Below are 24,083 nucleotides of genomic sequence, written 5' to 3'. Positions count from 1 at the left end.
GGAACTCGACGCCGGGACCTACCTGGACGACCGCTTGGGCAAGCAACCCGTGACGGCCGTGTGGGAGCAGTGGACGAATCAAAGGAAGCTGGAGAACAGCACCAAGAAGCAGTACCGGTCGATCCTCAACACGACCATTGAGCCGTTCTTCAAGGCCCGTTCCATCGTGTCCCTGAAGGTCGCTGATGTTGAGCAGTGGCTCTTGTGGATGGAGCAGGACCGGAAGCTGTCCGCCCGCACACGGCGTCAGCGGTTCTCGTTCTTCTCCGGGATGATGGACTGGGCTGTCGTCAACGAGATCGTCGGCCGGAACCCGTGCAAGAAGGTCAAGGGCGCGGGCAGCCGCGCCAAGGAGATCCGGGAGCAGAAGAGCACCGCAAGGCGGCTCACGACGCGGGAAGTTCTTGCGATGCTGGATGCCGCTCCTCCGCGATACCGCGCGATGCTGTGGCTCATGGCCGGGTGCGGCCTGCGGCTGGGTGAGGCCATGGCGGTGTCCCGTGATCAGATCGACTTCAAGACCGAGACGCTTCGCGTCGACTTCCAGATTGCGGAGGACGGAGACACCGAGTCGGGCAAGAACAGCGCGATCCAGCGTCGGCACATCAAGGCTCGTGATGAAGGTGAGCCAGGGCGTACCGTCCCCCTCCCGCCGAACGTCGCCTTCGAGCTACGGCGGCACATCAAGAACCACGGCGTATGGGGGCCGGAGCGACTTCTCTTCCCCAACGTCACGCGGACTGGCTACCTCTACGCGTCGTACTTCTACCCGAAGATCTGGATGGAGGCTCTGGGCAAGGGACAGGTGAAGTACTGCAAGGCGCACTCACTCCGGCACTACTACGGGTCGCGACTGCTGTACGCCGGAGTCCCCGAGAACGACGTGGCCGACTGGATGGGCCACAGTAGTACGGACGTGCTGAGGGAGCACTACCACTACGTCTTCGAAGGGGCCGAGCAGCGTGGCCGGGCGGCCATCGCGACGATGTTGACGCCCGGCGCCGACGACCCGACGGAGGCATCAGAGGTCGCCTGATCCGCGTACGACAACAGCCCCCGGCGTCGCGCCGGGGGCTGTGTTGTTTGTGCAGGTCAGTAGCGTTTTCAGCCCGGCATCTGCCCAGGATTCCCCCAGCACGACGCCCAGGAACGGCCCTGATCAGGCCGCAACGGACAGAAAGCCAGGGGCGTCCCACCGGAGCTTCGAAACAGCTCCTGACCTGCAAAAACCCTGCTAGGGAAGGTTCCTTGCCATCACGATCCGCTGAACTTGGTTCGTGCCCTCATAAATCTGCGTGATCTTGGCGTCGCGCATCATGCGCTCCACCGGGTAGTCGCGGGTGTAGCCGTAGCCGCCGAGGAGCTGGACGGCGTCCGTGGTGACCTCCATGGCGACGTCGGAGGCGAAGCACTTGGCGGCGGCGCCCTGGAAGGTCAGGCCCCCTTCTCCAGCTCCGCCGGCGACACGCTCCGACTTCGCCGCCGCCGCGTACGTCAGCTGGCGGGCGGCCTCGATCTTCATGGCCATGTCGGCGAGCATGAACTGGACACCCTGGAAGTCGGCGATCGGCTTGCCGAACTGCTTGCGCTCCTGGACGTAGCCCTTGGCGTAGTCCAGGGCGCCCTGGGCGATGCCCAGGGCCTGGGCGGCGATGGTGATGCGGGTGTGGTCGAGGGTCTTCATCGCGGTGGCGAAGCCGGTGCCCTCGGCGCCGATCATGCGGTCGGCGGGGATGCGGACGTTGTCGAGGTAGACCTCGCGGGTCGGCGAGCCCTTGATGCCGAGCTTCTTCTCCGGGGCGCCGAAGGAGACGCCCGGGTCGGACTTCTCGACGACGAACGCCGAGATGCCCTTGCTGCGCTTGTCGGGGTCGGTGACGGCCATCACCGTGTAGTACTCCGAGACGCCCGCGTTGGTGATCCAGCGCTTGACGCCGTTGAGGACGTAGTGGTCGCCGTCGCGGACCGCCTTGGTCTTCATGCCGGCCGCGTCGGAGCCGGCGTCGGGCTCGGACAGGCAGTACGAGAACATCGCGTCGCCCTTGGCGAGCGGGGTCATGTACTTCTTCTTCAGCTCCTCGGAGCCGGAGAGGATGACCGGGAGCGAGCCCAGCTTGTTCACGGCGGGGATCAGGGAGGAGGACGCGCAGACGCGGGCCACCTCCTCGATCACGATGACGGTGGCGAGGGCGTCCGCGCCCGCGCCGCCGTACTCCTCGGGCACGTGCACGGCGTGCAGGTCGTTGGCGACCAGGGCGTCGAGGGCCTCCTGCGGGAAGCGCGCCTCCTCGTCCACCGCGGCGGCGTACGGCGCGATCTTCGCCTCGGCCAGCGAGCGGACGGCGTCGCGGAGCATGTCGTGCTCCTCGGACGGGCGGTACAGGTCGAAGTCAGCCGATCCGGCCAAGGTCTCTCACTCCAAAGAAGACGCACTGACGCTAATTACCGTTAAGTAACTCAAATTTTAGAGGGCCGCCCAGGCCGGTGATACGTGAGCTTGGCGACAGCGGGGACATCGCCCGGCGAAGGACCCCCGCGTGCCCCGGATATGCTCGGGCAGCGCATTACCATCATCCCCCCTGGAGCACCCATGAGCCTCAAGATCACAGTGATCGGCACCGGCTATCTCGGCGCGACGCACGCCGCGGCCATGGCCGAGCTGGGGTTCGAGGTACTGGGTCTCGACGTCGTCCCCGAGAAGATCGAGATGCTGCAGCGGGGCGAGGTCCCGATGTACGAGCCCGGTCTGGAGGAGCTGCTGCGCCGGCACGTGGCCGGGATCGACGGCTCGACCGGGCGGCTGCGCTTCACCATGGACTTCGCCGAGGCGGCCGCGTTCGGCGATGTCCACTTCGTCTGTGTGAACACCCCGCAGAAGCACGGCGAGTACGCCTGCGACATGTCGTACGTCGAGTCCGCGATCACCTCGCTGGCCCCGCACCTGACCGCTCCCGCGCTCGTCGTCGGCAAGTCGACCGTGCCCGTGGGCTCCGCCGACCGCCTGGCCCGGACGATCGCGGAGCTGGCGCCCGCGGGCGAGGACGCGGAGCTGGCCTGGAACCCGGAGTTCCTGCGCGAGGGCTTCGCCGTGCAGGACACCCTGCACCCGGACCGGATCGTGGTCGGCGTGCGCAGCGAGCGGGCCGAGAAGCTGCTGCGCGAGGTGTACACCACGCCGGTCTCCGAGGGCTCCCCCTTCGTCGTCACCGACTTCCCCACCGCCGAGCTGGTGAAGACCTCCGCGAACTCCTTCCTCGCCACGAAGATCTCCTTCATCAACGCGATGGCGGAGGTGTGCGAGGCGGCGGGCGGCGACGTCGCCAGGCTGGCGGAGGCGATCGGGTACGACGACCGGATCGGCAAGAAGTTCCTGCGCGCCGGGATCGGCTTCGGCGGCGGCTGCCTGCCGAAGGACATCAGGGCGTTCATGGCGCGCGCCGGTGAGCTGGGCGCCGACCAGGCGCTGACCTTCCTGCGCGAGATCGACTCCATCAACATGCGCCAGCGCGGTCAGATGGTGGAGCTGGCCCGGCAGGCGCTGGGCGGCGGGCCGTTCCTCGGCAAGCGGGTCGCGGTGCTCGGCGCGACCTTCAAGCCGGACTCGGACGACGTACGGGACTCGCCCGCGCTCAACGTGGCGGGCCAGATCCACCTGCAGGGCGGCCAGGTGACGGTCTACGACCCCAAGGGGATGGACAACGCCCGCCGGGTCTTCCCGACGCTCGGGTACGCCGGCACCGCGCTGGAGGCGGTCAGGGGTGCGGACGTGGTGCTGCATCTGACCGAGTGGCGGGAGTTCCGCGAGCTGGACCCCGCACAGCTCGGCGAGGTCGTGGCGGCACGGGCCGTGCTGGACGGGCGCAACGCGCTGGACCCGGAGCTGTGGCGGCGGGCCGGCTGGACGTACCGGGCGATGGGGCGTCCGACCGCGTAGGCCGCCCGCGCGCGGCGATGGGACGGGTGACGCCGGTTCGGCCGAGGCTCAGTCGGCCGAACCGGCGCCTGCACGCATTCTGCACCACCGCGCGGGTCGCGCGCCGATGAACCCGCTGTGGATCACGCGTCCTTCGCCCGGTACCGCCGCATCTTCGCGCGCGCCCCGCACACCTGCATCGAGCACCAGCGGCCGCGGCCGGCCGGGCTGCGGTCGTAGTAGGCCCAGTGGCAGGTGACCGCCTCGCAGGCCTTCAGCCGGGTCCAGGTGCCCTCGACGAGCGCCCGGGCGACGGCCGCCGCGACGCGGGAGAGCAGGGGACCGGTGTCGGCGGGGGCGAGTGTCGCGGAGCCGTCCGCCTCGTCGACGGCGACCAGCAGCGGGGCCCCGGCCAGCAGGTCGCCCAGGGGCGTGACCGCGCGGTGCGGCGGGTGGCCGGCGTGGGCGAGCAGCGTCGCCCGCAGTGACTCGCGCAGCTCGCGCGCCTGAGGCAGTTCCGCCTCGGTGATCCCGAAGCGCGCACGGCCGTCAGCGGTGCCGAGCGAGTCCGCGCGCGTCTCCAGGTCCAGCGTGTTGACCAGGGACTCCACCAGAGCCAGGCCCCCGGGCGCGGGCGATCTCTCACTCATGCCAGCGACGGTACCTCGCGAATCCGGTTGCGTGGTTACCTCCTATACGGGAGCATGCAGTAACCGTTACTGGTTATCCGCTCCTATCGGTAACCGTATCCGTCACTGGGAGGAAGTCATGGCACTGGCCAAGCTGGGTGTCGTCGTCCTGGACTGTCCGGACCCGCGCGCGCTCGCCGGTTTCTACGCCGGGGTGCTGGGCGGGGCCGTCGAGGGCGAGGGCGACTGGGTGGATCTGAAGGTGCCGGGCGGACAGTCGCTGGCGTTCCAGGCGGCACCGGGATTCGTGCCGCCGAAGTGGCCGGCGGCCGACCACTCGCAGCAGTTCCACCTGGACCTGGTCGTGGAGGACCTGGACGCCGCGGAGCAGGGCGTGCTCGCCCTCGGGGCGAAGCCACTTGCCGAGCAGGGCGGCAGCAGCTTCCGGGTCTACGCGGACCCCGCCGGGCACCCGTTCTGCCTCTGCGCCTGCTGAGTGCCGGACCCGTCTCGGCGGGGTCAGCCGTCGAGTTCCTCGATGGTGGCGTTGGACGGCGCCCGCGTGGCCTGCAGGTCGCGAGCCACGTCCTCCGCCGCGCCCAGCACCCGTACCGCGTTCTGCCAGGTCAGCTTGGCGAGGTCGGTCTTCGACCAGCCGCGGTCCAGGAGTTCGGCGATCAGGTTGGGATAGCCGGAGACGTCGCCGAGGCCGTCGGGGGTGAAGGCCGTGCCGTCGTAGTCGCCGCCGATGCCGAGGTGGTCGACACCGGCGACCTCGCGCATGTGGTCGAGGTGGTCGGCGACGGTGGCCACGGTCGCGATCGGGCGCGGGGTGCGCTCCTCGAAGGCGCGGTGGACCTTCATGGCCTCGGGGGTGGTGTCGAGGTGGTGGAGACCGTGCGCGCGCATGTTCTCGTCGGCGGCGGCCGTCCAGTCCACCGCCGCCTGCAGGACGAACTTCGGCACGAACGTCACCATCGCCATGCCGCCGTTGGCGGGCAGCCGCTCCAGCACGTCGTCCGGGATGTTGCGGGGGTGGTCGCAGACCGCCCGGGAGGAGGAGTGGGAGAAGACCACCGGAGCGCCGGTGGCGTCCAGGGCGTCCCGCATGGTCGTCGCGGCCACGTGGGAGAGGTCCACCAGCATGCCAAGGCGGTTCATCTCCCGCACCACCTCACGGCCGAAGGCCGACAGGCCGCCCACGCCCGGCCCGTCCGTCGCCGAGTCCGCCCACGCCACGTTGTCGTTGTGGGTGAGGGTCAGGTAGCGGACGCCGAGCGCGTACAGCCCGCGCAGGGTGCCCAGCGAGTTGGCGATGGAATGGCCGCCCTCGGCGCCCATCAGGGAGGCGATACGGCCCTCCCCGCGCGCCGCCTCCATGTCCGCGGCGGTCAGGGCGGGGGCCAGGTCCGACGGGTAACGGGCGAGCAACTGCCGTACGCAGTCGATCTGTTCCAGCGTCGCCGGCACCGGCTCGGGCAGGTCCGCCGGCACGTACACCGACCAGTACTGCGCGCCGACGCCGCCCTCGCGCAGGCGGGGCAGGTCGGTGTGCAGGCGGGCGTTCTGGTGGGCGGCGATGTCGAGCGCGTCGAGGTCGTAGCGGGCCTGCTTGCGCAGGGCCCACGGCAGGTCGTTGTGACCGTCCACGACCGGGAACTCACGCAGCAGTTCCCGGGCCGCGTCCAGAGCGGACGACGAGGCCATCGGCATCACTTCCCGGCGCCGAAGCCGAAGCCGCCCGCGCCCTCGACCTTGGCCCGCAGCCGCTTGCCCTTCTCGGTGGCCTGGTCGTTCAGGTCCTGCTGGAACTCCCGCATCCGGCCGAGGAGTTCCTCGTCGTGGGCGGCGAGGATGCGGGCGGCGAGCAGACCGGCGTTGCGCGCACCGCCGACGGAGACCGTCGCCACCGGAACCCCGGCCGGCATCTGCACGATCGACAGCAGCGAGTCCATGCCGTCCAGGTACTTCAGCGGGACGGGCACACCGATCACGGGCAGCGCGGTGACGGAGGCGAGCATGCCGGGCAGGTGGGCGGCGCCGCCCGCGCCCGCGATGATCACCTTCAGTCCGCGCTCGGCCGCGTGCTCGCCGTACGAGATCATCTCGTGGGGCATGCGGTGCGCGGAGACGACGTCGACCTCGTACGGGATCTCGAACTCGTCCAGGGCCTTGGCGGCCGCCTCCATGACGGGCCAGTCGGAGTCCGACCCCATGACGATGCCCACCAGAGGAAAGGGGCGCGCGTCAGCGCTCGTTGCGGGGTGGTGGCCGGGCGACGGGGGGGCGGGGCTCATTCGGTGATCGTGCCTCTCAGGTAGCCGGCTGCGTGACGCGCGCGCTCCAGCGCGTCGTCCAGGTCGTCGCCGTAGGTGTTCACGTGTCCGACCTTGCGGCCGGGCTTCACGTCCTTGCCGTACATATGGATCTTCAGCTGGGGGTCGCGGGCCATGCAGTGCAGGTACGCGGAGTACATGTCCGGGTAGTCGCCGCCGAGGACGTTCACCATGACCGTCCACTTCGCGCGCGGGCGCGGGTCGCCCAGCGGGAGGTCCAGGACGGCGCGGACGTGGTTGGCGAACTGGGAGGTGATCGCGCCGTCCATCGACCAGTGGCCGGAGTTGTGCGGGCGCATCGCCAGTTCGTTGACGAGGACGCGGCCGTCGCGGGTCTGGAACAGCTCGACGGCGAGGTGGCCGACGACGCCCAGTTCCTTGGCGATGCTCAGGGCCAGCTGCTCGGCCTGCAGCGCCAGCTCCTCGGCCAGGTCGGGGGCCGGGGCTATCACGGTGTCGCAGACGCCGTTCACCTGCCGCGACTCCACGACCGGGTAGGCCACGGCCTGACCGTGCGGGGAGCGTACGACGTTGGCGGCCAGCTCCCGGACGAAGTCGACCTTCTCCTCGGCCAGGACGGGAACCCCGGCGCGGAAGGGCTCGGCGGCCTCCTCCACGGAGTCCACCACCCACACGCCCTTGCCGTCGTAGCCGCCGCGCACGGTCTTGAGGACGACGGGGAAGCCGTCGCCCTCCGCCGCGAACGCAGCGACATCGGCCGGATCGGTGACGATCCGGTGCCGCGGGCACGGCACGCCGATCGCGTCGAGCTTCGCGCGCATCACCCCCTTGTCCTGGGCGTGCACGAGCGCGTCGGAACCGGGGCGCACGGGGATGCCGTCCGCCTCCAGGGCCCGCAGGAGCTCGGTGGGGACGTGCTCGTGATCGAAGGTGATCACGTCACAGCCCCGTGCGAAGGCGCGCAGCGTCTCGAGGTCGCGGTAGTCGCCGATGACGACGTCACGTACGACCTGCGCCGCGGAGTCCTGAGGGGTGTCACTGAGGAGCTTGAACCTGATGCCCAGCGGGATGCCCGCCTCGTGTGTCATACGAGCGAGCTGGCCACCGCCGACCATGCCGACTACCGGAAACGTCACGCTCCTAGGGTATCGGCCGAGCCACCGCGGCCGGATCGCGCGCCTCCGCGACGCTCCCACCGGGGATTCCCACCGGCCGTTTCGATGTCTCTTTCCCGCCTTTTCCAGGACTCTTTCCGACCTGTTGCGCACCTCATGGCCCGTCCACGGGCGCGGGCGCGGGGCGCTGGTTAGCATGGCGTGGTTGACGAAACCGACCGGACGGGGGCCTGAACGGCCATGGGACAGGGTTCCTCGGGGCCTCGATCGGCGCCTGACTCGGCGCCGGGCGGCGCGCTGCGCCGCCGTATCAGGCAGCTCTGGCGCGAGATCGCCAAGTTCGGTGCGGTGGGCGGGGCGGGGCTCCTGGTCAACCTGCTGGTGTTCAACCTGGTACGGCATGTGACCGGCCTCCAGGTCGTGCGGGCGAGCGTCATCGCGACCGTCGTCGCGATCATCTTCAACTACATCGGCTTCCGCTACTTCACCTACCGGGACCGCGACAAGAGCGGCCGCACCAAGGAACTGACCCTGTTCCTGCTGTTCAGCGTGGTCGGCCTGGTGATCGAGAACGGCGTGCTGTACCTGGCGACGTACGGCTTCGGCTGGGACAGCCCGCTGCAGAGCAACGTCTTCAAGTTCCTCGGCATCGCCGTGGCGACCCTGTTCCGCTTCTGGTCGTACCGCACCTGGGTCTTCCGCACCCTGCCGGTCCGTGACGCCCTGGCGAACGCGGAGTCGATCCTGGCGGCGGAGTCCAAGAAGCCGCGCCCCAAGGTCTTCCGCTGACGGCTCGGACGTGACGCCCGGCGGCTCCGTCACGTCCCCGGCCGGCCGCCGGGGCGGGACGCCCTCGGGAAGACGCGTCGCCAGGATCCGGTCGAGGCCGTCCTCACCTGGTTGACCTGCCGTGTTCCGCGGGTGGCGGTCAGCGGACCGTCGGCTCGTCGTCGGCCGGCTTCTTCAGGGGTGGGGTGCGGGACAGGAACAGGCCGAAGACGGGGGGCTGGGCCTGGAGCAGCTCCAGGCGCCCGCCGTCGGCCTCGGCGAGGTCGCGGGCGACGGCGAGGCCGATGCCGGTGGAGTTGCGGCCGCTGATCGTGCGCTCGAAGATGCGGGCGCCCAGGTCGGCGGGGACGCCGGGGCCCTCGTCGGTGACCTCCACGACCGCCTGGTTGCCGGTCACGCGCGTGCGCAGCGCCACGGTGCCGCCACCGTGCATGAGGGAGTTCTCGATCAGCGCGGCCAGCACCTGCGCGACCGCGCCCGGCGTGCCCACGGCCTGCAGATGCCGCTTGCCGGAGCTGACGATCGCCCGGCCGGAGCTGCGGTAGGCGGGGCGCCACTCCGCGATCTGCTGCTGGATGACCTCGTCGAGGTCGAAGGAGACGGCGGAGCCGGTGCGCGGGTCGCGGGAGTTCGTCAGCAGTCGTTCCACCACGTCCGTCAGACGCTCGACCTGGGTGAGCGCGACGTTCGCCTCCTCCTTCACCGTTTCCGGGTCGTCGGTGAGGGTGATCTCCTCCAGCCGCATGGACAGCGCGGTCAGCGGTGTACGCAGCTGGTGGGAGGCGTCGGCGGCCAGCCGTCGCTCCGCGGTCAGCATGCGGGCGATGCGCTCGGCGGAGCCGTCCAGCACGTCCGCGACCCGGTCCAGCTCCGGGACGCCGTACCGCTTGTGACGGGGGCGCGGGTCGCCCGAGCCGAGGCGTTCGGCGGTCTCGGCGAGGTCGGTGAGCGGGGACGCGAGCCGGTTGGCCTGGCGGATCGCGAGCAGCACCGCGGCCACCACCGCGAGCAGCGCCACCAGCCCGATGATCAGCAGCGTGCGGCCGACCTCCCGGGTCACCGAGGAGCGGGGCTCCTCCATCCGGACGGTCTCGCCCTGTTCGCCCCTGGCGGTGGAGTGGATCACGTCGCCGGCCGGTTTGGTGCCGACCTCGATGGGCTTCTGCCCGGGGATGCCGACCACGGCGTACTGACCCGGGGCGACCTGATCGTGCAGGATCTCCGCGTTGACGGTCTCCGCGCCGAGCAGCCGGCTGTCGACGATGCTGGCCAGCCTGAGCGCCTCGGAGTCGACCCGTTCCTGGGCACTGTTGCTGATCGTGCGGGTCTCGACGATCACCAGGGAGACGCCGAAGACGGCGATCACGACGAGTACCACGGAGAGCGTGGACTGGATCAGTCGACGGCGCATGTCCTCTTACCTGACGAAGGCCCGGGCGGCGGGGCTGCTCGCTCCTGCTCAGCTCTTCTCGAAGCGGAAGCCCACGCCGCGCACGGTCGCGATGTACCGGGGGTTCGCCGCGTCGTCGCCGAGCTTCTTGCGCAGCCAGGAGATGTGCATGTCGAGGGTCTTGGTGGACGACCACCAGGTGGTGTCCCAGACCTCGCGCATCAGCTGGTCGCGGGTGACGACCCGGCCCGCGTCCCGCACCAGCACCCGGAGCAGGTCGAACTCCTTGGCGGTGAGCTGGAGTTCCTCCTCGCCCATCCAGGCGCGGTGGGACTCGACGTCGATGCGCACACCGTGCGTGGCGGGCGGCTGCTGCGGCTCGGCGGCGCCGCGCCGCAGCAGGGCCCGGACGCGGGCGAGGAGTTCGGCGAGACGGAAGGGCTTGGTGACGTAGTCGTCGGCGCCCGCGTCCAGTCCTACGACGGTGTCCACCTCGTCGGCGCGCGCGGTCAGGATGAGGATGGGCACGGTGTGGCCGTCGGCGCGCAGCCGGCGGGCGACCTCCAGGCCGTCCATGCCGGGCAGGCCGAGGTCCAGCACGACCAGGTCGACGCCGCCCTGCATTCCGGCGTCGAGCGCAGTGGGTCCGTCCTCACGCACCTCGACCTCGTAACCTTCCCGGCGCAGTGCGCGGGCCAGCGGCTCCGAGATGGACGCGTCGTCCTCGGCGAGCAGTACACGGGTCATGAGCTGATGGTAGTCCGCCCGTGCCGCCTGCCGGGGGGTGCTGCGGTGTGATCGACGACGGGCGCTCTTACCTTCCGGCCCGCGGCCACGGAACTTTCACCGGCCTTCCCCACGCTGTGGTCCGGACCAATGACCAGGGGGTGCGATCCTTGAATGGACCTTCGAAGGGTCGGCCCCGGTTCCCCCTCTCCCTGTGATCCGTGTCTCAAGTCCTTCCATATCCGGCACTGTCCTGCCGTATGGTGACCTGAACGCCTGTAGCACACAGCGGACCTTCGGCGCTCACTTGACGCTGAGGGTCCCTTTTGTGTGCGAGGCCGGTCGTGACCGGCCTTGCAAGGAACGACCTAGGGCCGGGCCCCGTTCGCGCGACGACGCGGGTGGGGGCGTGGATCCCGGTGACCGCCGTCCGCCGCTCCGTGACCCGGAGCGGACTCCCCCTGGGCGTGGGGTGGACGTCCGGTCCTGCCGGTGCCCGGCCGCCTCCCCCACCGGGCGCGTACCCGCTCATCGCAGCGCGTCCCGACCAGCAAGGAACGACCATGGCGTCCAGCCTGACGAAGGACTCGGTCCACCCGGGCACCCCCGGTTCCGAGAAGACCTTCTTCGGCCACCCCCGCGGCCTGGCCACCCTCTTCATGACCGAGATGTGGGAGCGCTTCTCCTACTACGGCATGAAGGCCCTGCTCCCGCTGTACCTGGTGGCACCGGGCGGCCTGCACATGAACGCGGCCACCGCGACCGCGATCTACTCGGTGTACCTCTCCCTGGTGTACCTGCTCGCCCTGCCGGGCGGCTGGTTCGCCGACCGTGTCCTCGGCCCCCGCAAGACGGTCGCCGTCGCGGGCACCATCATCATGCTGGGCCACCTCACCCTGGCCCTGCCCAGCGCCGGCACGTTCTTCGCGGGTCTCGGCCTGGTCGCGATCGGCTCCGGTCTGCTGAAGGCCAACATCTCCACGATGGTCGGCCACCTCTACGACGGCCCGGACGACCCGCGCCGCGACGGTGGCTTCACCCTCTTCTACATCGGCATCAACCTGGGCGCCTTCGCCGCCCCGCTGGTCATCGGCACCGTCGGTGAGAACGTCAACTGGCACTTCGGCTTCGCGCTCGCCGCGGTCGGCATGGCGCTGGGTCTGGCCCAGTTCCTGCTCGGCACCCGCCACCTGGACTCCCGTTCCGACATCGTGCCGACCCCGCTGTCGGCCGGGGAGAAGCGCGCCACCCTGATGAAGGCCGCCCTGTGGGCGGGCGTCGCGGTCGTCTTCTACGCGATCGTCGGCTTCTCCGGCGTCTACACCCTGAACTGGCTGCTGGTTCCGATCACCATCGCCGGTCTGGTCATCCCGGTCCTGGTCATCGCCCGGATCAAGCGGGACAGGGAGCTGGACCGCGCGGAGCAGTCGAAGATGACCGCGTACATCTGGTTCTTCGTCGCGGCGGCCGTGTTCTGGATGATCTACGACCAGGGCGGCTCGACGGTGTCGCTGTTCGCCGACTCCTCGGCGAAGAACACGATCTTCGGCTGGAACTTCCCGGTCTCCTGGTACCAGTCGGTCAACCCGGTCATGATCATGGCCCTGGCCCCGGTCTTCGCCTGGGCGTGGCTGGCGCTGGCCCGGCGTGGCAAGGAGCCCAGCACCGCGGTGAAGTTCGCGATGGGCCTGGTGCTGATCGGCGCGTCCTTCTTCCTCTTCCTCGCCCCGCTGGGGATCGCCGACGGCGGTCACAAGGCGGCCGCGATGTGGCTGGTGGCGATCTACTTCGTGCAGACCGTCGGTGAGCTGACCCTCTCCCCGGTGGGTCTGTCGGTCACCACGAAGATGGCGCCGGCGAAGTACGCCTCGCAGATGATGGGCGTCTGGTTCCTGGCCGTCACCGCCGGTGACGCCACGACCGGCCTGCTCTCCATCGCCGGCGTCGACCTCAACAAGACCGGCATCGTGGCCCTTCAGGCCGGCCTCGCCGTGCTCGCCGGCGCGGCGGTGTGGATGTACCGGCGCAAGGTCCGGGAGCTCATGGGCGACGTGCACTGACGTACGACCCCCGGCTTGACGGAGGGCCATCGCATCCCGTGCGGGTGCGATGGCCCTCCGGCGTTCTCCCGGGTGCCGGACTACCGGGTCCGCCGTCCCGGCAGCAGCGTGAACACCGCGCCGCCGAGCAGGATGGCCGTGCCGGCCACCAGGCCCAGGGCCTTCAGGGCGCCGTGGCCGTCGGCGCCGGTCTGGGCGAGGCCGCCGCCCGGAGCCGTACCGCCGCTGCCGGGCGTGGACGACGTACCGCCGCTCGATCCCCCGCCCGAGGCACCGCCCGCCTGCTGGGTGGTGTCCAGGGTGAGGGAGACCTCGGACCTGGCGGGTGTGCATGTCGTCGTCGTGCCGAGGGCGTTGATCGTCAGGACGCCGGGCGAGAGGGTGGACTTCCCGCTCGCGCCGGGTTTGTAGGTGCCCGTCAGATCCGGGATCTCGATGGGTTCGCCCGACTTGATGGCCTTGGCGTTGGCCGGGCCCTCCACATGGACCGTGCCCTTGTCGGCGCCGCCCAGGACTACCTCCATGGACGGTTTCACCGAGCCCTTGGGGATGTCGGCGGGGCTGTTCATCACCGACTTCTTGAACTGGACCGTGAGGTCGAAGGCGCCGCCGGTCCTGCGGGCGTCGATCTGCACGGGCGAGGTCGCGTTCTTGTCGCCGATGGGCGTCTTGCACTGGTACGGCACCTGGACCTCCTTGCCGGTGAAGTCCGTCCGGCCGCCGGTGCCTCCCGTGCCGGTACCGCCGCCGGTACCCGTTCCGCCGCTGCCGCCGGATGTCCCGGTGGGGTTCGGTGACGGCGTGGATGTCGGTGTCGGGGTGGGCGTCGAGGTCGGGTTCGGCGATCCGGTCGGCCCGCCCGGTCCCCCACTTCCGTCCGTCACCTTGATCGTCGCGGCGGGCTGCACGGTCTCCTTCGGGGAGCACTTGGTGTCGGTCGAGATCGGCTTGTTGACGTTGATGCCGTACGCGTCCGGCGTCAGCGTCACCTCGCCCGCGGCGGTCAGCTTCAGCTTGCCCGTCATGTCGGACAGCTTCATGTCGCTGTTCTTGGGGATGGGCGGGTTGGAGCGGGGGCCCTCCATCGCGACGGCCGTCGTCTGCGCGCCGGCCGCCTTGAGGGTGCCGGTCGGCTTGACGGTGTCCTTGCCGAGATCGAGGACGTCCGGGTTCCTGGACGCGGCCTGGAGGAACTTCCAGGTGATCGTGACCTCGTCGCCCACCTTCGCCTCGGCGGGCGCCGTGATCTGCACCTTCGTGGTGCCCTCGACCGGCGGCAGCCCCGAGATGGGCGGCGGGATGCACTCGGTCCGGTACGAGACCTCGGCGGCCTGGGCGGGCCCGGCGGCCAGGGCGAGCAGGGCGCCCGCCCCGCCGAGCACCAGCGCGACGCCCGCCGCGCCCGCTCTGCGCCCCCGGGGCGCTCCGCCGGGCGGGGTGACTCTCCTTCGCGTTCTCACGTGGGTCCCTTCCTGGTCGGAGTCGCAGGACCCGTGGGACCCGTACGACTCGTCGGGGTGTCGTCGTGCGGTGCGGAGAGCCGACCGGCCGCGCCCGGATCGGAGTCCGGGGTGAACCACGGCAGGGTCGAAGTCGTCGTGGAGCCGTTCTCGGTGCCACGGAACCGCGGCAGGCGCAGGGCGAGGCCGGGCCGGCGCGGGGCGCGCTGCCGCGCACCACCCGGCAGGTGCGGGCGGTGTCGGCGATGCGGGCGGACGTGGTCCACGAGAGCCATCCCGGCGCGGAACAGCGCGGCCGGCACGACCAGAGCCGCCAGGACCCAGAACAGCGTCACGCCCCAGGGCCGGCCCACACCCCACGGCTGCTCGACCAGGACCCTCCCGCCGTACTCGAGGGAGACGGTGTAGTCGCCGTGCGCCCCCGCGGAGAGCTCGACGGGGAGTCTGATCTCGGCCTTGTGGCCGGGGGCGATCGTGCCGCGCCACTGCTGGTCCTCCCACTGCGGGGCGAACACGCCGTGGGAGGTGCCGATCTGGAAGACGGGGTTGTGCACGGTCCCGGAGCCGACGTTGCCGACGGTGAGGACCAGGGTGCGGGCGGGCGGCGCCCCGAACCATGTCAGCAGCCCGCTGGAGCCGTCGAGGTTCGCGTCGCTGAGGACCGACAGCCGTCCGCCGCCGGCCGGCTCGGCGGGCAGCGGTTCGACGGCGTGCCCGGCGACCTGGAAGATCGCGTCGGCGCCGGCCTTCGCGCCGGTCACCGTGGCCACGTGCACCACGCACGGACACGGCACCGGCGGCTCGGCCACCGGCAGTCTGCGGGCGAAGCGGCCCCGGGCGTCGGTGGTGACGGCCCGGCCGTCGGCGTTGGCGCAGGAGTTGGTGCCGCCGATGACGCCCCGGGACGGCACGGACTGCCCGCAGATCAGCAGCATCAGCAGCGTGCGCGGCCGCCAGCCGGTGCCGGTGACGGTGATCGAACCGCCGGTTCCCGCCTGGGACCTGGACAGCGTCACACTCGGCCCGCCGGCGGCCGCCGCGCTGCCCGCGAGGGGCGGCACGAGCAGCCCGAACAGTGCGAACAGCATGAGCAGCGCCCCGAGCGCCGGACTCCGCGGCCTGCCGCTCACGTCGGAGCTCCCGTCAACTCGGCCTCCGTGCACGGGGGTCCGCCGATGCCGTCGCCCTTCGCGCCGCGACGCCTGCGCCGTCGTACGGCGAACAGGGCGCCGCCGGCCAGCGCCGCGCCCCCGCCACTGCCCGCGGCCACCGGCCCCCACGGCACGAACCGTGCCGATACGCCCGCAGTGTCGTGCGCCCCGCCCGGGGCGGTCACCGTCAGCCGTACGGCGACCGCGTCCAGCGCGGGCCGGTCCGGCCACGGCTCGCTCAGCCCCAGACGGCGGCCCGGCGGCAGGGTGACGGGCAGGGCGCGCGGCGCGCGGTCCAGGACCGTGCCGAGGACGCCGTCCGCGTGCACGGCCAGGCGGGGGGCGAGGACCGTGGTGCCCCGGTTGACCAGCTCGTAGGTGATGCGGTCGCCCCGCACGGCCAGGTGCTCGACGGTCAGCGCGGCCAGCGCCGGTCCGCCGACCCGCAGCCGGAGCCGCACGCTCGCCTCCCGGCCAAGACCCCCGGCGGTGCCGTCACCGTCACCGTCACCGTCACACGCGATGATCGCGCCGGACCGGTCGCCGGGCGCGGCGCTCGCCGGGACGGTCACCGTGAAGGGGACCTCGGCGCGGGTGCGGGCGGGCACCCGTACCTCGGTCCGGGCGAAGGCGACCGGCACACCGGTGCCACGCAGCCGTACGGTGACCGGTCGCGTCCCCCGGTTGGTCACGGACACCGTGTCCCGCAGGACCGTGCCGGGCGTGCCCTCGGCGTAGAAGGACGGGCGTCCGCCGCCCGAGGGCGCCAGGGACCATCCACCGTGCGGTCCGGGCAGGGGTGACCCCCAGGCGGCCGGGGCGGCCGGGGCGGCCGTCGCGGCCGGGGCGGCGGTCGCGTCCGGGGCGGCGGTCAGCAGGATCAGGAAGGGCAGGAAGGACCGGAAGGACCGGAAGGACCGGAGAGACAGGTGGGACCGGGAGGACGCAGAGGGCTGGAGGGACAGGTGCGACAGGTGGGAAAGGGCGCGGGCGGTGGACGGCATCGGCGGCTCCGGCGGTCGTACCTACGGCTGTCAGCGGCGCACGCGGGCCGCCTGGTTGCGCCGGTTCAGCCACAGCGCGCCCGCCGCGCCCACGAGCAGCACGGTGCCGCCGAGGGTGCCGAGGGCGACGGCCGAGTCCCCGGGGCCGGTCTGCGGCAGCCTGCCGCCGGAGTCGGCGCCGTTCCGGGTGGTTCCGGACGAGCCGCCGGAGGTGCCCCGGGCACCCGCGCCGCCCGCTGCCGTGACGGCGAGGGTGAGGGACGGTCCGGGGTTGTTGGTGGGGGTGCACGTGGTCGTCGTACCGAGGGCCTTGATGGTGAGGATCCCCGCCGTGAAGGTGACCTTGCCGGTCTTCCGCGGGGTGTAGGTGCCGCTCAAGTCATTGATCTTGATGGGGGTGTTGGCGGGGATGGCGGCCTGGTTCGCCGGGCCCGTCACCGACACGGTGCCGCCGTCCGCGCCGCCCAGCCCGATGGTGGCGCTCGGGTTCATCGCGCCCTTGCCCAGCTCGACCGGGCTGGAGGAGACGCCCTTCTGCCAGGACATGGTGATCCGGTAGCCGGTGCCGCTTCGAACGCCCTTGATGTCGATGGGCGAGACGGCGCTCTTGACGCCGATCGGCGTCTGGCAGCGGTAGTCGACGTTCACGACGTCGGCCCGCGCCGCGGGGGCGGCCAGCAGCACCGCCGAACCGGCCGCCAGGGCCGCGGCGGACGCGAGCACGGCGGTTCGTTTCTGGTACGACACGGTCCACCTCGTTCCTGACGGCACATCAGATCGGCCGTCAAGGTACGCCCGGGGCCTTGCCGAGGGAAGACACGGGACACACCCGATCCGCGGGGACCGCCCATGGGAGCCGACGCGTGGACGGGGGGCAGGGGAAGTCCGGGCGAAAGGGTGACCGTGGGTATCCCCAGGGTGCGCAGTACCGCAACCGCACATGTGGGTTGTGGCCTCGGTTTGCGAACGTCGTCCCACTCGCAGTGGTCGAGCGGGCGCCGAACACCGTCCGGGCGCTGCTGCCCGGCCTGCCCGGCCGGTGTCCACCCGTTCTTCCTCTCCAGCGGCGCGAGCAGCCCGGTCAGGTAGTCCAGCGCCCGCTCACGGGGCTCCGACCTGCCGAAACGGTGGGCGAACCGGGAATGGAGACCGGCTGTCCCCTCGGATCACGACTCGACCCGCCCAACCGTCAGCCCATCAGCGCACAGTCGTGCCAACGCACGAAATCCGTGATCGTCACGCACACGCGGTTGCAACCGAGCGCCGGAGCCACCGATGGGCTGGTTCGTCAGTGGAGGATCAGTCCTCGTCGGGGTCGAGGACGCGGCCCTTGAGCTTGACGGGGTTGGCGGCGCCGACCCGGAGCTCGCCGTCGGTGTAGCGGCCCGGCGTCGCGCCGTCGACGGCGGTGACCTGGGCCGCGAAGCCGAGAGCCTCCTGGTTGGTGGACAGGTACGGGTTGTGGGTGAAGGTCAGCGTGCGGCCGGTGTCGGCGAGGGTGCCCTGGGTGGTCTTGAGGTTGCCCTTCGCCTGGAGCGTGCTGACGTCGTGGTAGGCCCAGGACAGCCAGCCGGTGAACACGAAGCCCGTGGGTGCCTTGAGGGTGAAGGTGACGTCGCCGGGGTTCACCGGGGACGGGACGGTGCTGAGGATGCCGAAGCTGAGGTGGGCCGGAACCCCTCCCGGCGCGTCCTCGACGATGCCCTGCTGGAGGATGTACAGCTTGTTCTCGGCTCCCGGCTCAACGGGTGCCTGGGTCTGCGTGGCCATGGATTGCCTTCCGTGGGTGGGTGTGTCCGCCCGGGCGGATCCGCCGGTGGCGGGCTCGGGGGGTGGGCTCGCTCATGGGCCGTCGGTGCCGAAGACGGACGCCTTGAGCTGGGTCGGGGGAGCGGTGGCGATGGGCGCGTGCTCGGCCAGGAGCGGGCCGAGGACGACGAGGGCGCCGAGAACGATGTCCTCGTAGAGGTAGAACCCCGCTTCCAGGGGCGGCAGTTCGTCATCGGTGCCCTCGGGGTCGGCGTCCGGGGCGGCGGCGTGTCCGGGGTCGTCGTCGGTCTTGTCCTGGGGAGCGGGCGTGCCGAGCAGGTCCGTGAGGTCCTGCGCGGCGCCCTGGAGGGCGGCGCGGGCGGTGGTGGCCAGCAGGCGCAGGGGGAGGTCGAGGGCGGCGGCGGTGCGCTGGCCGGGGATAAGTTTCGTCGCGGTGGGGGCCTGCCCGGTGAAGGCGGCGAGCCACTGCACGGGCAGGGAGCAGGCGGAGACGACCCGCTCGGCGGACATCAGAGGCGGGGGGTCGCCGTCGACCATGAGGTCCTCCCACTCCATGAGGTCGAAGAGGAACTGGCCGCCCTTGCAGAGGGGCCAGGGCCGGACCATGTCGAGCAGGACGCGTGCGCGTGCGGGCTCGCGCCCGCGCAGGGCCACGCCGTGCCGCGCCAGGGTGCACAGGCACTGGCGCAGACAGCTGTTGACCTGACCGAGGAAGGCGAAGGCCCGTTGGTCGGTCGGGGTCAGCGGGCCGGCGGCGGTGGGGTCGGCCGGTGGTGGGGTGGTCGTGGTGGTGGTCACAGTGGCCTTGAGGTGACGTAGTGGGCGATCTGCCGCAGGACGGCTTTGCCTTCGTTCTCGGGGATGACGCGCAGGTCTTCTTCGAAGCGCGCGATGCCTTCGGCGGCGAGCCGGTCGGCGAGGTCGGTGGCGTACTCGATGGAGCCGTGCCGCCGCATGGCGGCGAGGAGTTCCTCGGCGTGCTGCTGTGTCTTGTCGGTTCGGCGCTGACGCAGGACGTCGAGGAGGCGGGGCCGCTCGTGGGCGTACGCGGTGCGGAAGAGGTGGATCAGCATCACCGTGCGCTTGCCTTCGAGCAGGTCCCCGAGGGGCTCCTTGCCGTAGAGAGCCTCCTCGCCGACCAGGTTCAGGATGTCGTCCTGGATCTGGAAGGCGATGCCGATCAGGCGGAACGCCTCGTCGAACCGGCCCAGTACGGCCGGGTCGGTGACGCCTGCGCAGACGGCGCCGATGCGGCACGGGCTGATGCAGGTGTACCAGCCGGTCTTCTTCGTGCTCATCGTGAAGTAGGCGTCGTCGGCCCCGGGGACGGTCTCGTGGCGGATCCAGCCCAGTTCCATGGCCTGGCCCTCGATGGACTCCCGGCACATGTGCATCGCCTCGTGGATGAGGCCGAGGGTGCGGGCCAGGCCGAGTGTTTCGAGGTTGGACAGGACGGCGTCGACGGCGAGCAGGTTCAGCCCGTCGCCGACGTTGACGGCCAGGCCCGGGCCGTGTTCCTCGTGCATGGTCGGCAGGCCGCGCCGATGGGTGGACTCGTCGGCGATGTCGTCGTGGACGAGGAAGCCGTTGTGGAACAGCTCCAGCGCGGCGGCGGCGCGTACGGCGTCCTCGGGGCGTCCGCCGAAGGCGGCGCAGGCCGCGATGGTCAGGGTGGGCCGCAGGCCCTTGCCCTGCCGCGCGGGGTAGGAGCGCATGAGGTCGTACAGTTCGGCGCGCGGCTCGCGGTCCGGCAGCAGCCGTTCGATCTCCTCGTTGGTGCGGGCCCGGCACCGGCGCATGGTCTCCATCAGGTCCGCGTCGCGGACGGTGTCCTCCAGCGACCAGCTGGTGCTGGTGCGGCCGTCCCACAGCAGGCGCGGGGCCCTGACGGTGGTGCCGCCGATCAGCGCGGGCGGTGCGTGGGCGTCCTCGGGGGAGCGCCGGGCCAGGAAGTCCAGCGCAGTCCAGTCGACCGGCGCGGCGGCCGGCTCCTGGGCGGCGGGTGCCGCACTGCCCCACAGCTGGGGGGCCTGTTCGCGGTAGGTGCCCCAGAGTTCCTGCATGCTGCGCAGGCCCGCCGCGCGCTGGGACAACAGCGTGAAGGCGCGCCACACGGCGAGGGTGTGCTCCTGGGAGCCGCGGACGTCGAGGCTGTCGGGCAGTACCTGGTCGACGGGTGGTCGCTGGAGGTCGAACAGCAGGTTCATGGCCCGGTTGTCGAAGGCGACCTCGACGTCGGGATCCGGGCAACGGTCCCGGTGTACGACGAGACGGCTGTGCTGCGCGGCGAGCGTGGCGTGGCTGCCGTCGTTGAAGTGCAGGCCGAGCCGGATGCCGCGCAGCTGGTCGGCGGCGGCGGCGAGGATGGCCGGCGCCCGGTCGGACAAGGCGGCGACGGTCTCGTCCAGCAGCCGGGCACCCGTGAACGCGGGCACGGTCTCAGTCATGGGCACCACCGGCGAACTCCACGATGCCCTCCGTGCGAAAGCCGATACGGCGTCCGCCGACCCGGCCCTCCACCGTGCACGGGCCGAGGGTCTCGTGCACGCTGAACGGGTGCAGGCTCGTCTCGGACGGATTGGCGATGCGTCCCGCCGTGTACGAGCGGAAGTCGAGGACGAGACGGTCGTCGCCGAGCCGGGCGGTGATCAGCAACCGGCCGGGGACCGCCGCCATCGGCGGGGTGTCCAGCACCTCCGCGAGCGGCGGCACCATCACCACCCGGTCGCGGTCCAGGCTGCCGCTGACCGCGACCCGCAGGTTGCGGCGTGGAAAGTGACGCACCATGCGCCCGTCGCGCCACAGCATCACCGATCCGTTGGCCTCGTCCGCCGGCCGCGCGGGCTGGATCAGGGTGAAGACCACCGCCGAGGGCGGAGCGGCACCGGAAGGGCCGGAGGGGTCGTTGACGAACCCGAACACCCAGCCCCCCAGCGTGGGCCAGGACCACCGGCCGCGCACCCGTTCGTGGTAGCCCAGCAGGTCCGTCGCCGTGACCGTGCCGTCGCCGTGCCGCAGGGTGCCCTCGCCCAGGACGCCGGGCTCCGACTGCCACCGCAGGTGCTCGTCCTCGCCGAAGGGCGCGCACTGCGAGGTGCACGGCCTGCTGGTCCGGGTCAGCCGCACATCGGCCGCCGGCGCCGCCGACCGGGCCGCCACCCGGAACGCGCCGGACTCACCGCGCGGATGCGGTAACCGGAACGCGGACCAGGGCAGTTCGGGCTGTTCGGCGTTGAACTGCGTCGAACTCCAGCCGTGCCCCTCCTCGTAGACGAGAAGGATCGCCATGTGCTGCCCCTCGGCCGCCGTGCCGGTGCCGCTGCGCCGCCCGGTGGCCGGACCGCCCGGATCCGCGAAGACCACGCCGCTGGCGGACCCCAGGACGGACAGGTTGGCGATCAGGGCTTGCCGGCCGCACCGGGACAGGAACGCGTAGTGCAGCCATTTGCGGTCGAGTGGATGGGTGAGCGGGGCGTGAGGGAAGGGGCCCGGGGGCCCGAGCCTCGTGAGGGTCGGCGTGGACACGTTTCGAAAGCTAACGCACGGTTCCCCAGCTATCACACTTCGCGACGTTCAAGGGAGTGACCTGGGAGCACAGAAACGTTCACCTCCGTATTCGAGGTTTGAAATCGCAAAGGGCTGTCTGTGGCGGACACTCCGCCACAGACGGCTCAAGGTCTCGCGCCGGCCTTCTCGTCAGTCCTCGTCGTCCCCGAGAACGCTTGCTTTCAGTCGCACTTCCGGCTGGCCCGCGATCACCGCTCGTCCGTCGGTGTACCGGCCCGGCTCGGCATCCGTCCCGGCCCGTACGCCGAGGGTGTACACCAGGGCCGCCGCCGGATTGCCGGGAGTGTTCAATCGGGGTTCGTCCGTCACGGACAGCGACTTGCCCGCCTCCCGCACCGCTGCCGTCGGCTCCGGAGCGGCGACCACGGAGCCGTCAACGCGGTAGTACGCGCACGTCACCCGGCCGTCGAAGACGAGACCCGTCGGAGCGGTGAAGCGGTGCTCCACCCGCCCGGGGGCCCAGGCATCGGTGGACGAGACCCGTACGTGGACCAACTCGCTGCCGCCGCGCGGGATTTCCACCCCGACTTCCTGGCGTACCAGCAGTCGCGCGGCCGTCGCCGCGGCGGCAGCCCGGTCTGCGTCCTGAGCGCCTTCGGCTTCGCCGCCCGGTTCCGGCTTCTCGCCCGGTTCCGGCTCCTCGCCCGGTTCCGGCTCCTCGCCCTGCTCCGGCTCCTCGCCCTGCTCCGGCTCCTCGTCCGGTTCCGGCTCGGCGGCCTGGGAGGGAGCGGCGGTGAGGGGCAGGGCGGCGATCCGGTGGTGGAAGTTGTCCGCCACGAGCAGTCGCCCGGCCGGGTCCACGGCCAGACCGCACGGATAGGCCGGCGAGACGTCGCCGGCGGTCTCTGCCGCCTCACCGGCCTCCGCCGCCGCACCGGCAGCCGGGTCCGGCCCCGCGACGACGCGGGCCACTCCGCCGGCCAGCCGCCATACTCGGTGTCCGTTCATGTCGGCGACGTAGACGGCTCCCCGGGCGTCGACCGCCACGGCGCACGGGGCACTCCAGTCGACCGCCGTGGTGCCGGTGTTCCCGCACGGCGGTCCCGCCAGCACCCGAAGAGTCCCGTCCGTGCCCAGCAACAGCACCCGACGGCCCACCGGGTCGGCGATATACAGCTGCCCCGACGGGTCGGCCGCCAGACCCGCGGGCAGGAACGCCCCGCCCGCGTCGGCCACACCGGATCGTCCGGACCGTCGTCCGGATGCCTCGACGACCGTGCTGATGACACCGTCCCCGCCGACCCTGCGCACCCTGGGAGTGCCCGCTTCGCCGACGTACAGCGATCCGGCGCCGTCCACGGCCAGGGCACAGGGGGCGTCCAGCCGGGCCCGGTCCGCGGGGCCGCCGTCGCCGTCGTCGTCGCCGCCGCCGCGGGAGCCGTCTCCCGCAACGGTGTCGATGACGCCCGAGGGGCCGATCCGGCGAATCCGGTGGTTCACCTCGTCGGCGATGAACACACCCCCGTCAGCGTCGACCGCGAGGGCGGCCGGGAAGCCCAGGCGGGCCCGCACCGCGTCCGCGCCGTCCCCGGCGAAGCCCCGCGTTCCGTCCCCGGCGACCGTCGTCAGCACGCCGGAGCCGTCGATCCGGCGGACCCGGTGGTTGGCATGGTCGGCGATGAAGACGGCCCCTTGCCCCACGGCCACATCCGCGGGGAACGCCAACTGCGCTTCCGGCGCCGCCCGCCCGTCCCCGGAGAATCCGGCGGTGCCGTTTCCCGCCACGGTGACCAGCGGGTCGTGCCCGTCCGGGGAGACCGGCTCCCGCGTCCGGGCCGCGGCCTGCGCCGTCACGCCGTCACCACCCGGCACCGCCGCAGCGGCGTCTGGCCGGCGTCTCTCACCTTCCACGGCATCGTCACCCGCATGTCCGTCTCCTTTCCGAGCCGTCGCTGACACCCCCTGCATACCGGCCGGGCCACACCCTCAGGAGCAGCGCACCGAGCGCTCCACTCGCACGAGGGAGGAGCCGCCGGGAACGCCCCGTGAAGGAGCCACTGGGGACGGGCGGCGGTGTCCGGCCGTGGCAGACGGCCGCGGGCGCCGACTACTTCAGCACGCACGGGGCTGGTGCGCTCCGCATCTGTGCGCCCCCGCATACCTCAGCTTCACTCGAACAGATGACGCAGAATCGATCCCGCATTCCCAAATGGTGCAATAGCGGCATACCGCCCACAGGTCCGGGCTAACCATGGACGCGGATGACGGCCCG

General features: G+C 71.5%; 21 protein-coding genes. 5 read left to right on the top strand and 16 right to left on the bottom strand.

Features of this window, described 5'->3' with window-relative positions; genetic code table 11:
- The first annotated feature begins 58 nt into the window (after nucleotides 1–58).
- Nucleotides 59–1,036, top strand: coding sequence for a tyrosine-type recombinase/integrase (locus ACH4UM_RS27140; RefSeq protein WP_398184433.1), 978 nt, complete (start codon nucleotides 59–61; stop codon nucleotides 1,034–1,036).
- Between the two features lie 198 nt (nucleotides 1,037–1,234).
- On the opposite strand, the gene ACH4UM_RS27135 is transcribed toward ACH4UM_RS27140, so the two are convergent.
- A complete protein-coding gene (locus tag ACH4UM_RS27135) occupies nucleotides 1,235–2,407 on the bottom strand; it encodes an acyl-CoA dehydrogenase (RefSeq protein WP_398184430.1) in 1,173 nt (390 codons plus the stop codon).
- Nucleotides 2,408–2,590: 183 nt separating this feature from the next.
- Between ACH4UM_RS27135 and ACH4UM_RS27130 the strand changes: the two genes are divergently transcribed.
- Nucleotides 2,591–3,934, top strand: a complete 1,344-nt coding sequence (locus ACH4UM_RS27130) for a UDP-glucose dehydrogenase family protein (protein WP_398184427.1) — start codon at nucleotides 2,591–2,593, stop codon at nucleotides 3,932–3,934.
- Nucleotides 3,935–4,056: 122 nt separating this feature from the next.
- Here ACH4UM_RS27130 and ACH4UM_RS27125 read toward each other — a convergent pair whose 3' ends face one another.
- A complete protein-coding gene (locus ACH4UM_RS27125; protein ID WP_398184424.1) occupies nucleotides 4,057–4,563 on the bottom strand; it encodes a CGNR zinc finger domain-containing protein in 507 nt (168 codons plus the stop codon).
- Between the two features lie 118 nt (nucleotides 4,564–4,681).
- Between ACH4UM_RS27125 and ACH4UM_RS27120 the strand changes: the two genes are divergently transcribed.
- The gene (locus ACH4UM_RS27120; protein WP_398184421.1) at nucleotides 4,682–5,038 is read left to right on the top strand and encodes a VOC family protein; all 357 of its coding nucleotides are present in this window, start codon (nucleotides 4,682–4,684) and stop codon (nucleotides 5,036–5,038) included.
- Nucleotides 5,039–5,061: 23 nt separating this feature from the next.
- Here the strand turns inward: ACH4UM_RS27120 and ACH4UM_RS27115 are convergent, their stop codons facing one another.
- The 3 genes from ACH4UM_RS27115 to ACH4UM_RS27105 all read right to left on the bottom strand — a co-directional run bounded on the left by ACH4UM_RS27115 (nucleotide 5,062) and on the right by ACH4UM_RS27105 (nucleotide 7,975).
- On the bottom strand, nucleotides 5,062–6,249 hold the full coding sequence (locus tag ACH4UM_RS27115) for a dipeptidase (RefSeq protein ID WP_398184418.1): 1,188 nt from the start codon (nucleotides 6,247–6,249) through the stop codon (nucleotides 5,062–5,064).
- 5 nt (nucleotides 6,250–6,254) lie between these two features.
- Entirely contained in the window at nucleotides 6,255–6,758 is a 504-nt protein-coding gene (gene purE / locus ACH4UM_RS27110; protein ID WP_398184542.1) for a 5-(carboxyamino)imidazole ribonucleotide mutase, read from the bottom strand.
- A 77-nt stretch (nucleotides 6,759–6,835) separates the two neighbouring features.
- Nucleotides 6,836–7,975, bottom strand: coding sequence for a 5-(carboxyamino)imidazole ribonucleotide synthase (locus ACH4UM_RS27105; protein ID WP_398184414.1), 1,140 nt, complete (start codon nucleotides 7,973–7,975; stop codon nucleotides 6,836–6,838).
- A gap of 219 nt (nucleotides 7,976–8,194) precedes the next feature.
- Between ACH4UM_RS27105 and ACH4UM_RS27100 the strand changes: the two genes are divergently transcribed.
- Entirely contained in the window at nucleotides 8,195–8,743 is a 549-nt protein-coding gene (locus ACH4UM_RS27100; protein WP_398184411.1) for a GtrA family protein, read from the top strand.
- 139 nt (nucleotides 8,744–8,882) lie between these two features.
- Here ACH4UM_RS27100 and ACH4UM_RS27095 read toward each other — a convergent pair whose 3' ends face one another.
- Together ACH4UM_RS27095 and ACH4UM_RS27090 are read right to left on the bottom strand one after the other, a co-directional pair.
- Nucleotides 8,883–10,154, bottom strand: a complete 1,272-nt coding sequence (locus ACH4UM_RS27095; protein ID WP_398184408.1) for an ATP-binding protein — start codon at nucleotides 10,152–10,154, stop codon at nucleotides 8,883–8,885.
- 48 nt (nucleotides 10,155–10,202) lie between these two features.
- Nucleotides 10,203–10,880, bottom strand: a complete 678-nt coding sequence (locus ACH4UM_RS27090; RefSeq protein WP_053661516.1) for a response regulator transcription factor — start codon at nucleotides 10,878–10,880, stop codon at nucleotides 10,203–10,205.
- 542 nt (nucleotides 10,881–11,422) lie between these two features.
- Between ACH4UM_RS27090 and ACH4UM_RS27085 the strand changes: the two genes are divergently transcribed.
- Complete coding sequence (locus ACH4UM_RS27085) at nucleotides 11,423–12,919, top strand: oligopeptide:H+ symporter (RefSeq protein WP_398184405.1); 1,497 nt, start codon at nucleotides 11,423–11,425, stop codon at nucleotides 12,917–12,919.
- A gap of 80 nt (nucleotides 12,920–12,999) precedes the next feature.
- Here ACH4UM_RS27085 and ACH4UM_RS27080 read toward each other — a convergent pair whose 3' ends face one another.
- From ACH4UM_RS27080 to ACH4UM_RS27040, 9 genes are all read right to left on the bottom strand, one after another.
- Nucleotides 13,000–14,379, bottom strand: a complete 1,380-nt coding sequence (locus ACH4UM_RS27080; RefSeq protein ID WP_398184403.1) for a hypothetical protein — start codon at nucleotides 14,377–14,379, stop codon at nucleotides 13,000–13,002.
- Complete coding sequence (locus ACH4UM_RS27075; RefSeq protein WP_398184539.1) at nucleotides 14,376–15,467, bottom strand: hypothetical protein; 1,092 nt, start codon at nucleotides 15,465–15,467, stop codon at nucleotides 14,376–14,378. The genes ACH4UM_RS27080 and ACH4UM_RS27075 overlap by 4 nt, the downstream gene beginning before the upstream one ends.
- A 38-nt stretch (nucleotides 15,468–15,505) precedes the next feature.
- Nucleotides 15,506–16,534 (bottom strand): hypothetical protein, encoded by a 1,029-nt coding sequence (locus tag ACH4UM_RS27070; RefSeq protein ID WP_398184400.1) that lies wholly within the window; start codon nucleotides 16,532–16,534, stop codon nucleotides 15,506–15,508.
- 30 nt (nucleotides 16,535–16,564) lie between these two features.
- On the bottom strand, nucleotides 16,565–17,281 hold the full coding sequence (locus ACH4UM_RS27065) for an LPXTG cell wall anchor domain-containing protein (RefSeq protein WP_398184397.1): 717 nt from the start codon (nucleotides 17,279–17,281) through the stop codon (nucleotides 16,565–16,567).
- A 552-nt stretch (nucleotides 17,282–17,833) separates the two neighbouring features.
- The gene (locus ACH4UM_RS27060) at nucleotides 17,834–18,304 is read right to left on the bottom strand and encodes a hypothetical protein (protein WP_398184394.1); all 471 of its coding nucleotides are present in this window, start codon (nucleotides 18,302–18,304) and stop codon (nucleotides 17,834–17,836) included.
- A 72-nt stretch (nucleotides 18,305–18,376) separates the two neighbouring features.
- Complete coding sequence (locus ACH4UM_RS27055; RefSeq protein ID WP_398184391.1) at nucleotides 18,377–19,102, bottom strand: hypothetical protein; 726 nt, start codon at nucleotides 19,100–19,102, stop codon at nucleotides 18,377–18,379.
- Entirely contained in the window at nucleotides 19,099–20,751 is a 1,653-nt protein-coding gene (locus ACH4UM_RS27050; RefSeq protein WP_398184388.1) for a polyprenyl synthetase family protein, read from the bottom strand. The genes ACH4UM_RS27055 and ACH4UM_RS27050 overlap by 4 nt, the downstream gene beginning before the upstream one ends.
- A complete protein-coding gene (locus tag ACH4UM_RS27045; protein WP_398184385.1) occupies nucleotides 20,744–21,829 on the bottom strand; it encodes a hypothetical protein in 1,086 nt (361 codons plus the stop codon). The genes ACH4UM_RS27050 and ACH4UM_RS27045 overlap by 8 nt, the downstream gene beginning before the upstream one ends.
- 171 nt (nucleotides 21,830–22,000) lie before the next feature.
- Entirely contained in the window at nucleotides 22,001–23,665 is a 1,665-nt protein-coding gene (locus ACH4UM_RS27040) for a serine/threonine protein kinase (RefSeq protein ID WP_398184381.1), read from the bottom strand.
- Nucleotides 23,666–24,083: the final 418 nt, after the last annotated feature.

The sequence above is a fragment of the Streptomyces sp. NPDC020801 genome (assembly GCF_044334385.1).
In the GTDB taxonomy this organism is placed as follows: Bacteria; Actinomycetota; Actinomycetes; order Streptomycetales; family Streptomycetaceae; genus Streptomyces.
Note: the sequence above shows the minus strand (reverse complement) of the source record. Positions and strands in the feature narration are given on the sequence as shown.

Coding starts and splice junctions, on each gene's coding strand:
- ACH4UM_RS27085 (WP_398184405.1), top strand. CDS start 11,423: ATGGCGTCCAGCCTGACGAAGGACTCGGTCCACCCGGGCACCCCCGGT.
- purE (WP_398184542.1), bottom strand. CDS start 6,758: ATGGGGTCGGACTCCGACTGGCCCGTCATGGAGGCGGCCGCCAAGGCC.
- ACH4UM_RS27070 (WP_398184400.1), bottom strand. CDS start 16,534: ATGCCGTCCACCGCCCGCGCCCTTTCCCACCTGTCGCACCTGTCCCTC.
- ACH4UM_RS27125 (WP_398184424.1), bottom strand. CDS start 4,563: ATGAGTGAGAGATCGCCCGCGCCCGGGGGCCTGGCTCTGGTGGAGTCC.
- ACH4UM_RS27120 (WP_398184421.1), top strand. CDS start 4,682: ATGGCACTGGCCAAGCTGGGTGTCGTCGTCCTGGACTGTCCGGACCCG.
- ACH4UM_RS27090 (WP_053661516.1), bottom strand. CDS start 10,880: ATGACCCGTGTACTGCTCGCCGAGGACGACGCGTCCATCTCGGAGCCG.
- ACH4UM_RS27050 (WP_398184388.1), bottom strand. CDS start 20,751: ATGACTGAGACCGTGCCCGCGTTCACGGGTGCCCGGCTGCTGGACGAG.
- ACH4UM_RS27115 (WP_398184418.1), bottom strand. CDS start 6,249: ATGGCCTCGTCGTCCGCTCTGGACGCGGCCCGGGAACTGCTGCGTGAG.
- ACH4UM_RS27100 (WP_398184411.1), top strand. CDS start 8,195: ATGGGACAGGGTTCCTCGGGGCCTCGATCGGCGCCTGACTCGGCGCCG.
- ACH4UM_RS27060 (WP_398184394.1), bottom strand. CDS start 18,304: ATGGCCACGCAGACCCAGGCACCCGTTGAGCCGGGAGCCGAGAACAAG.
- ACH4UM_RS27095 (WP_398184408.1), bottom strand. CDS start 10,154: ATGCGCCGTCGACTGATCCAGTCCACGCTCTCCGTGGTACTCGTCGTG.
- ACH4UM_RS27075 (WP_398184539.1), bottom strand. CDS start 15,467: ATGCTGTTCGCACTGTTCGGGCTGCTCGTGCCGCCCCTCGCGGGCAGC.
- ACH4UM_RS27130 (WP_398184427.1), top strand. CDS start 2,591: ATGAGCCTCAAGATCACAGTGATCGGCACCGGCTATCTCGGCGCGACG.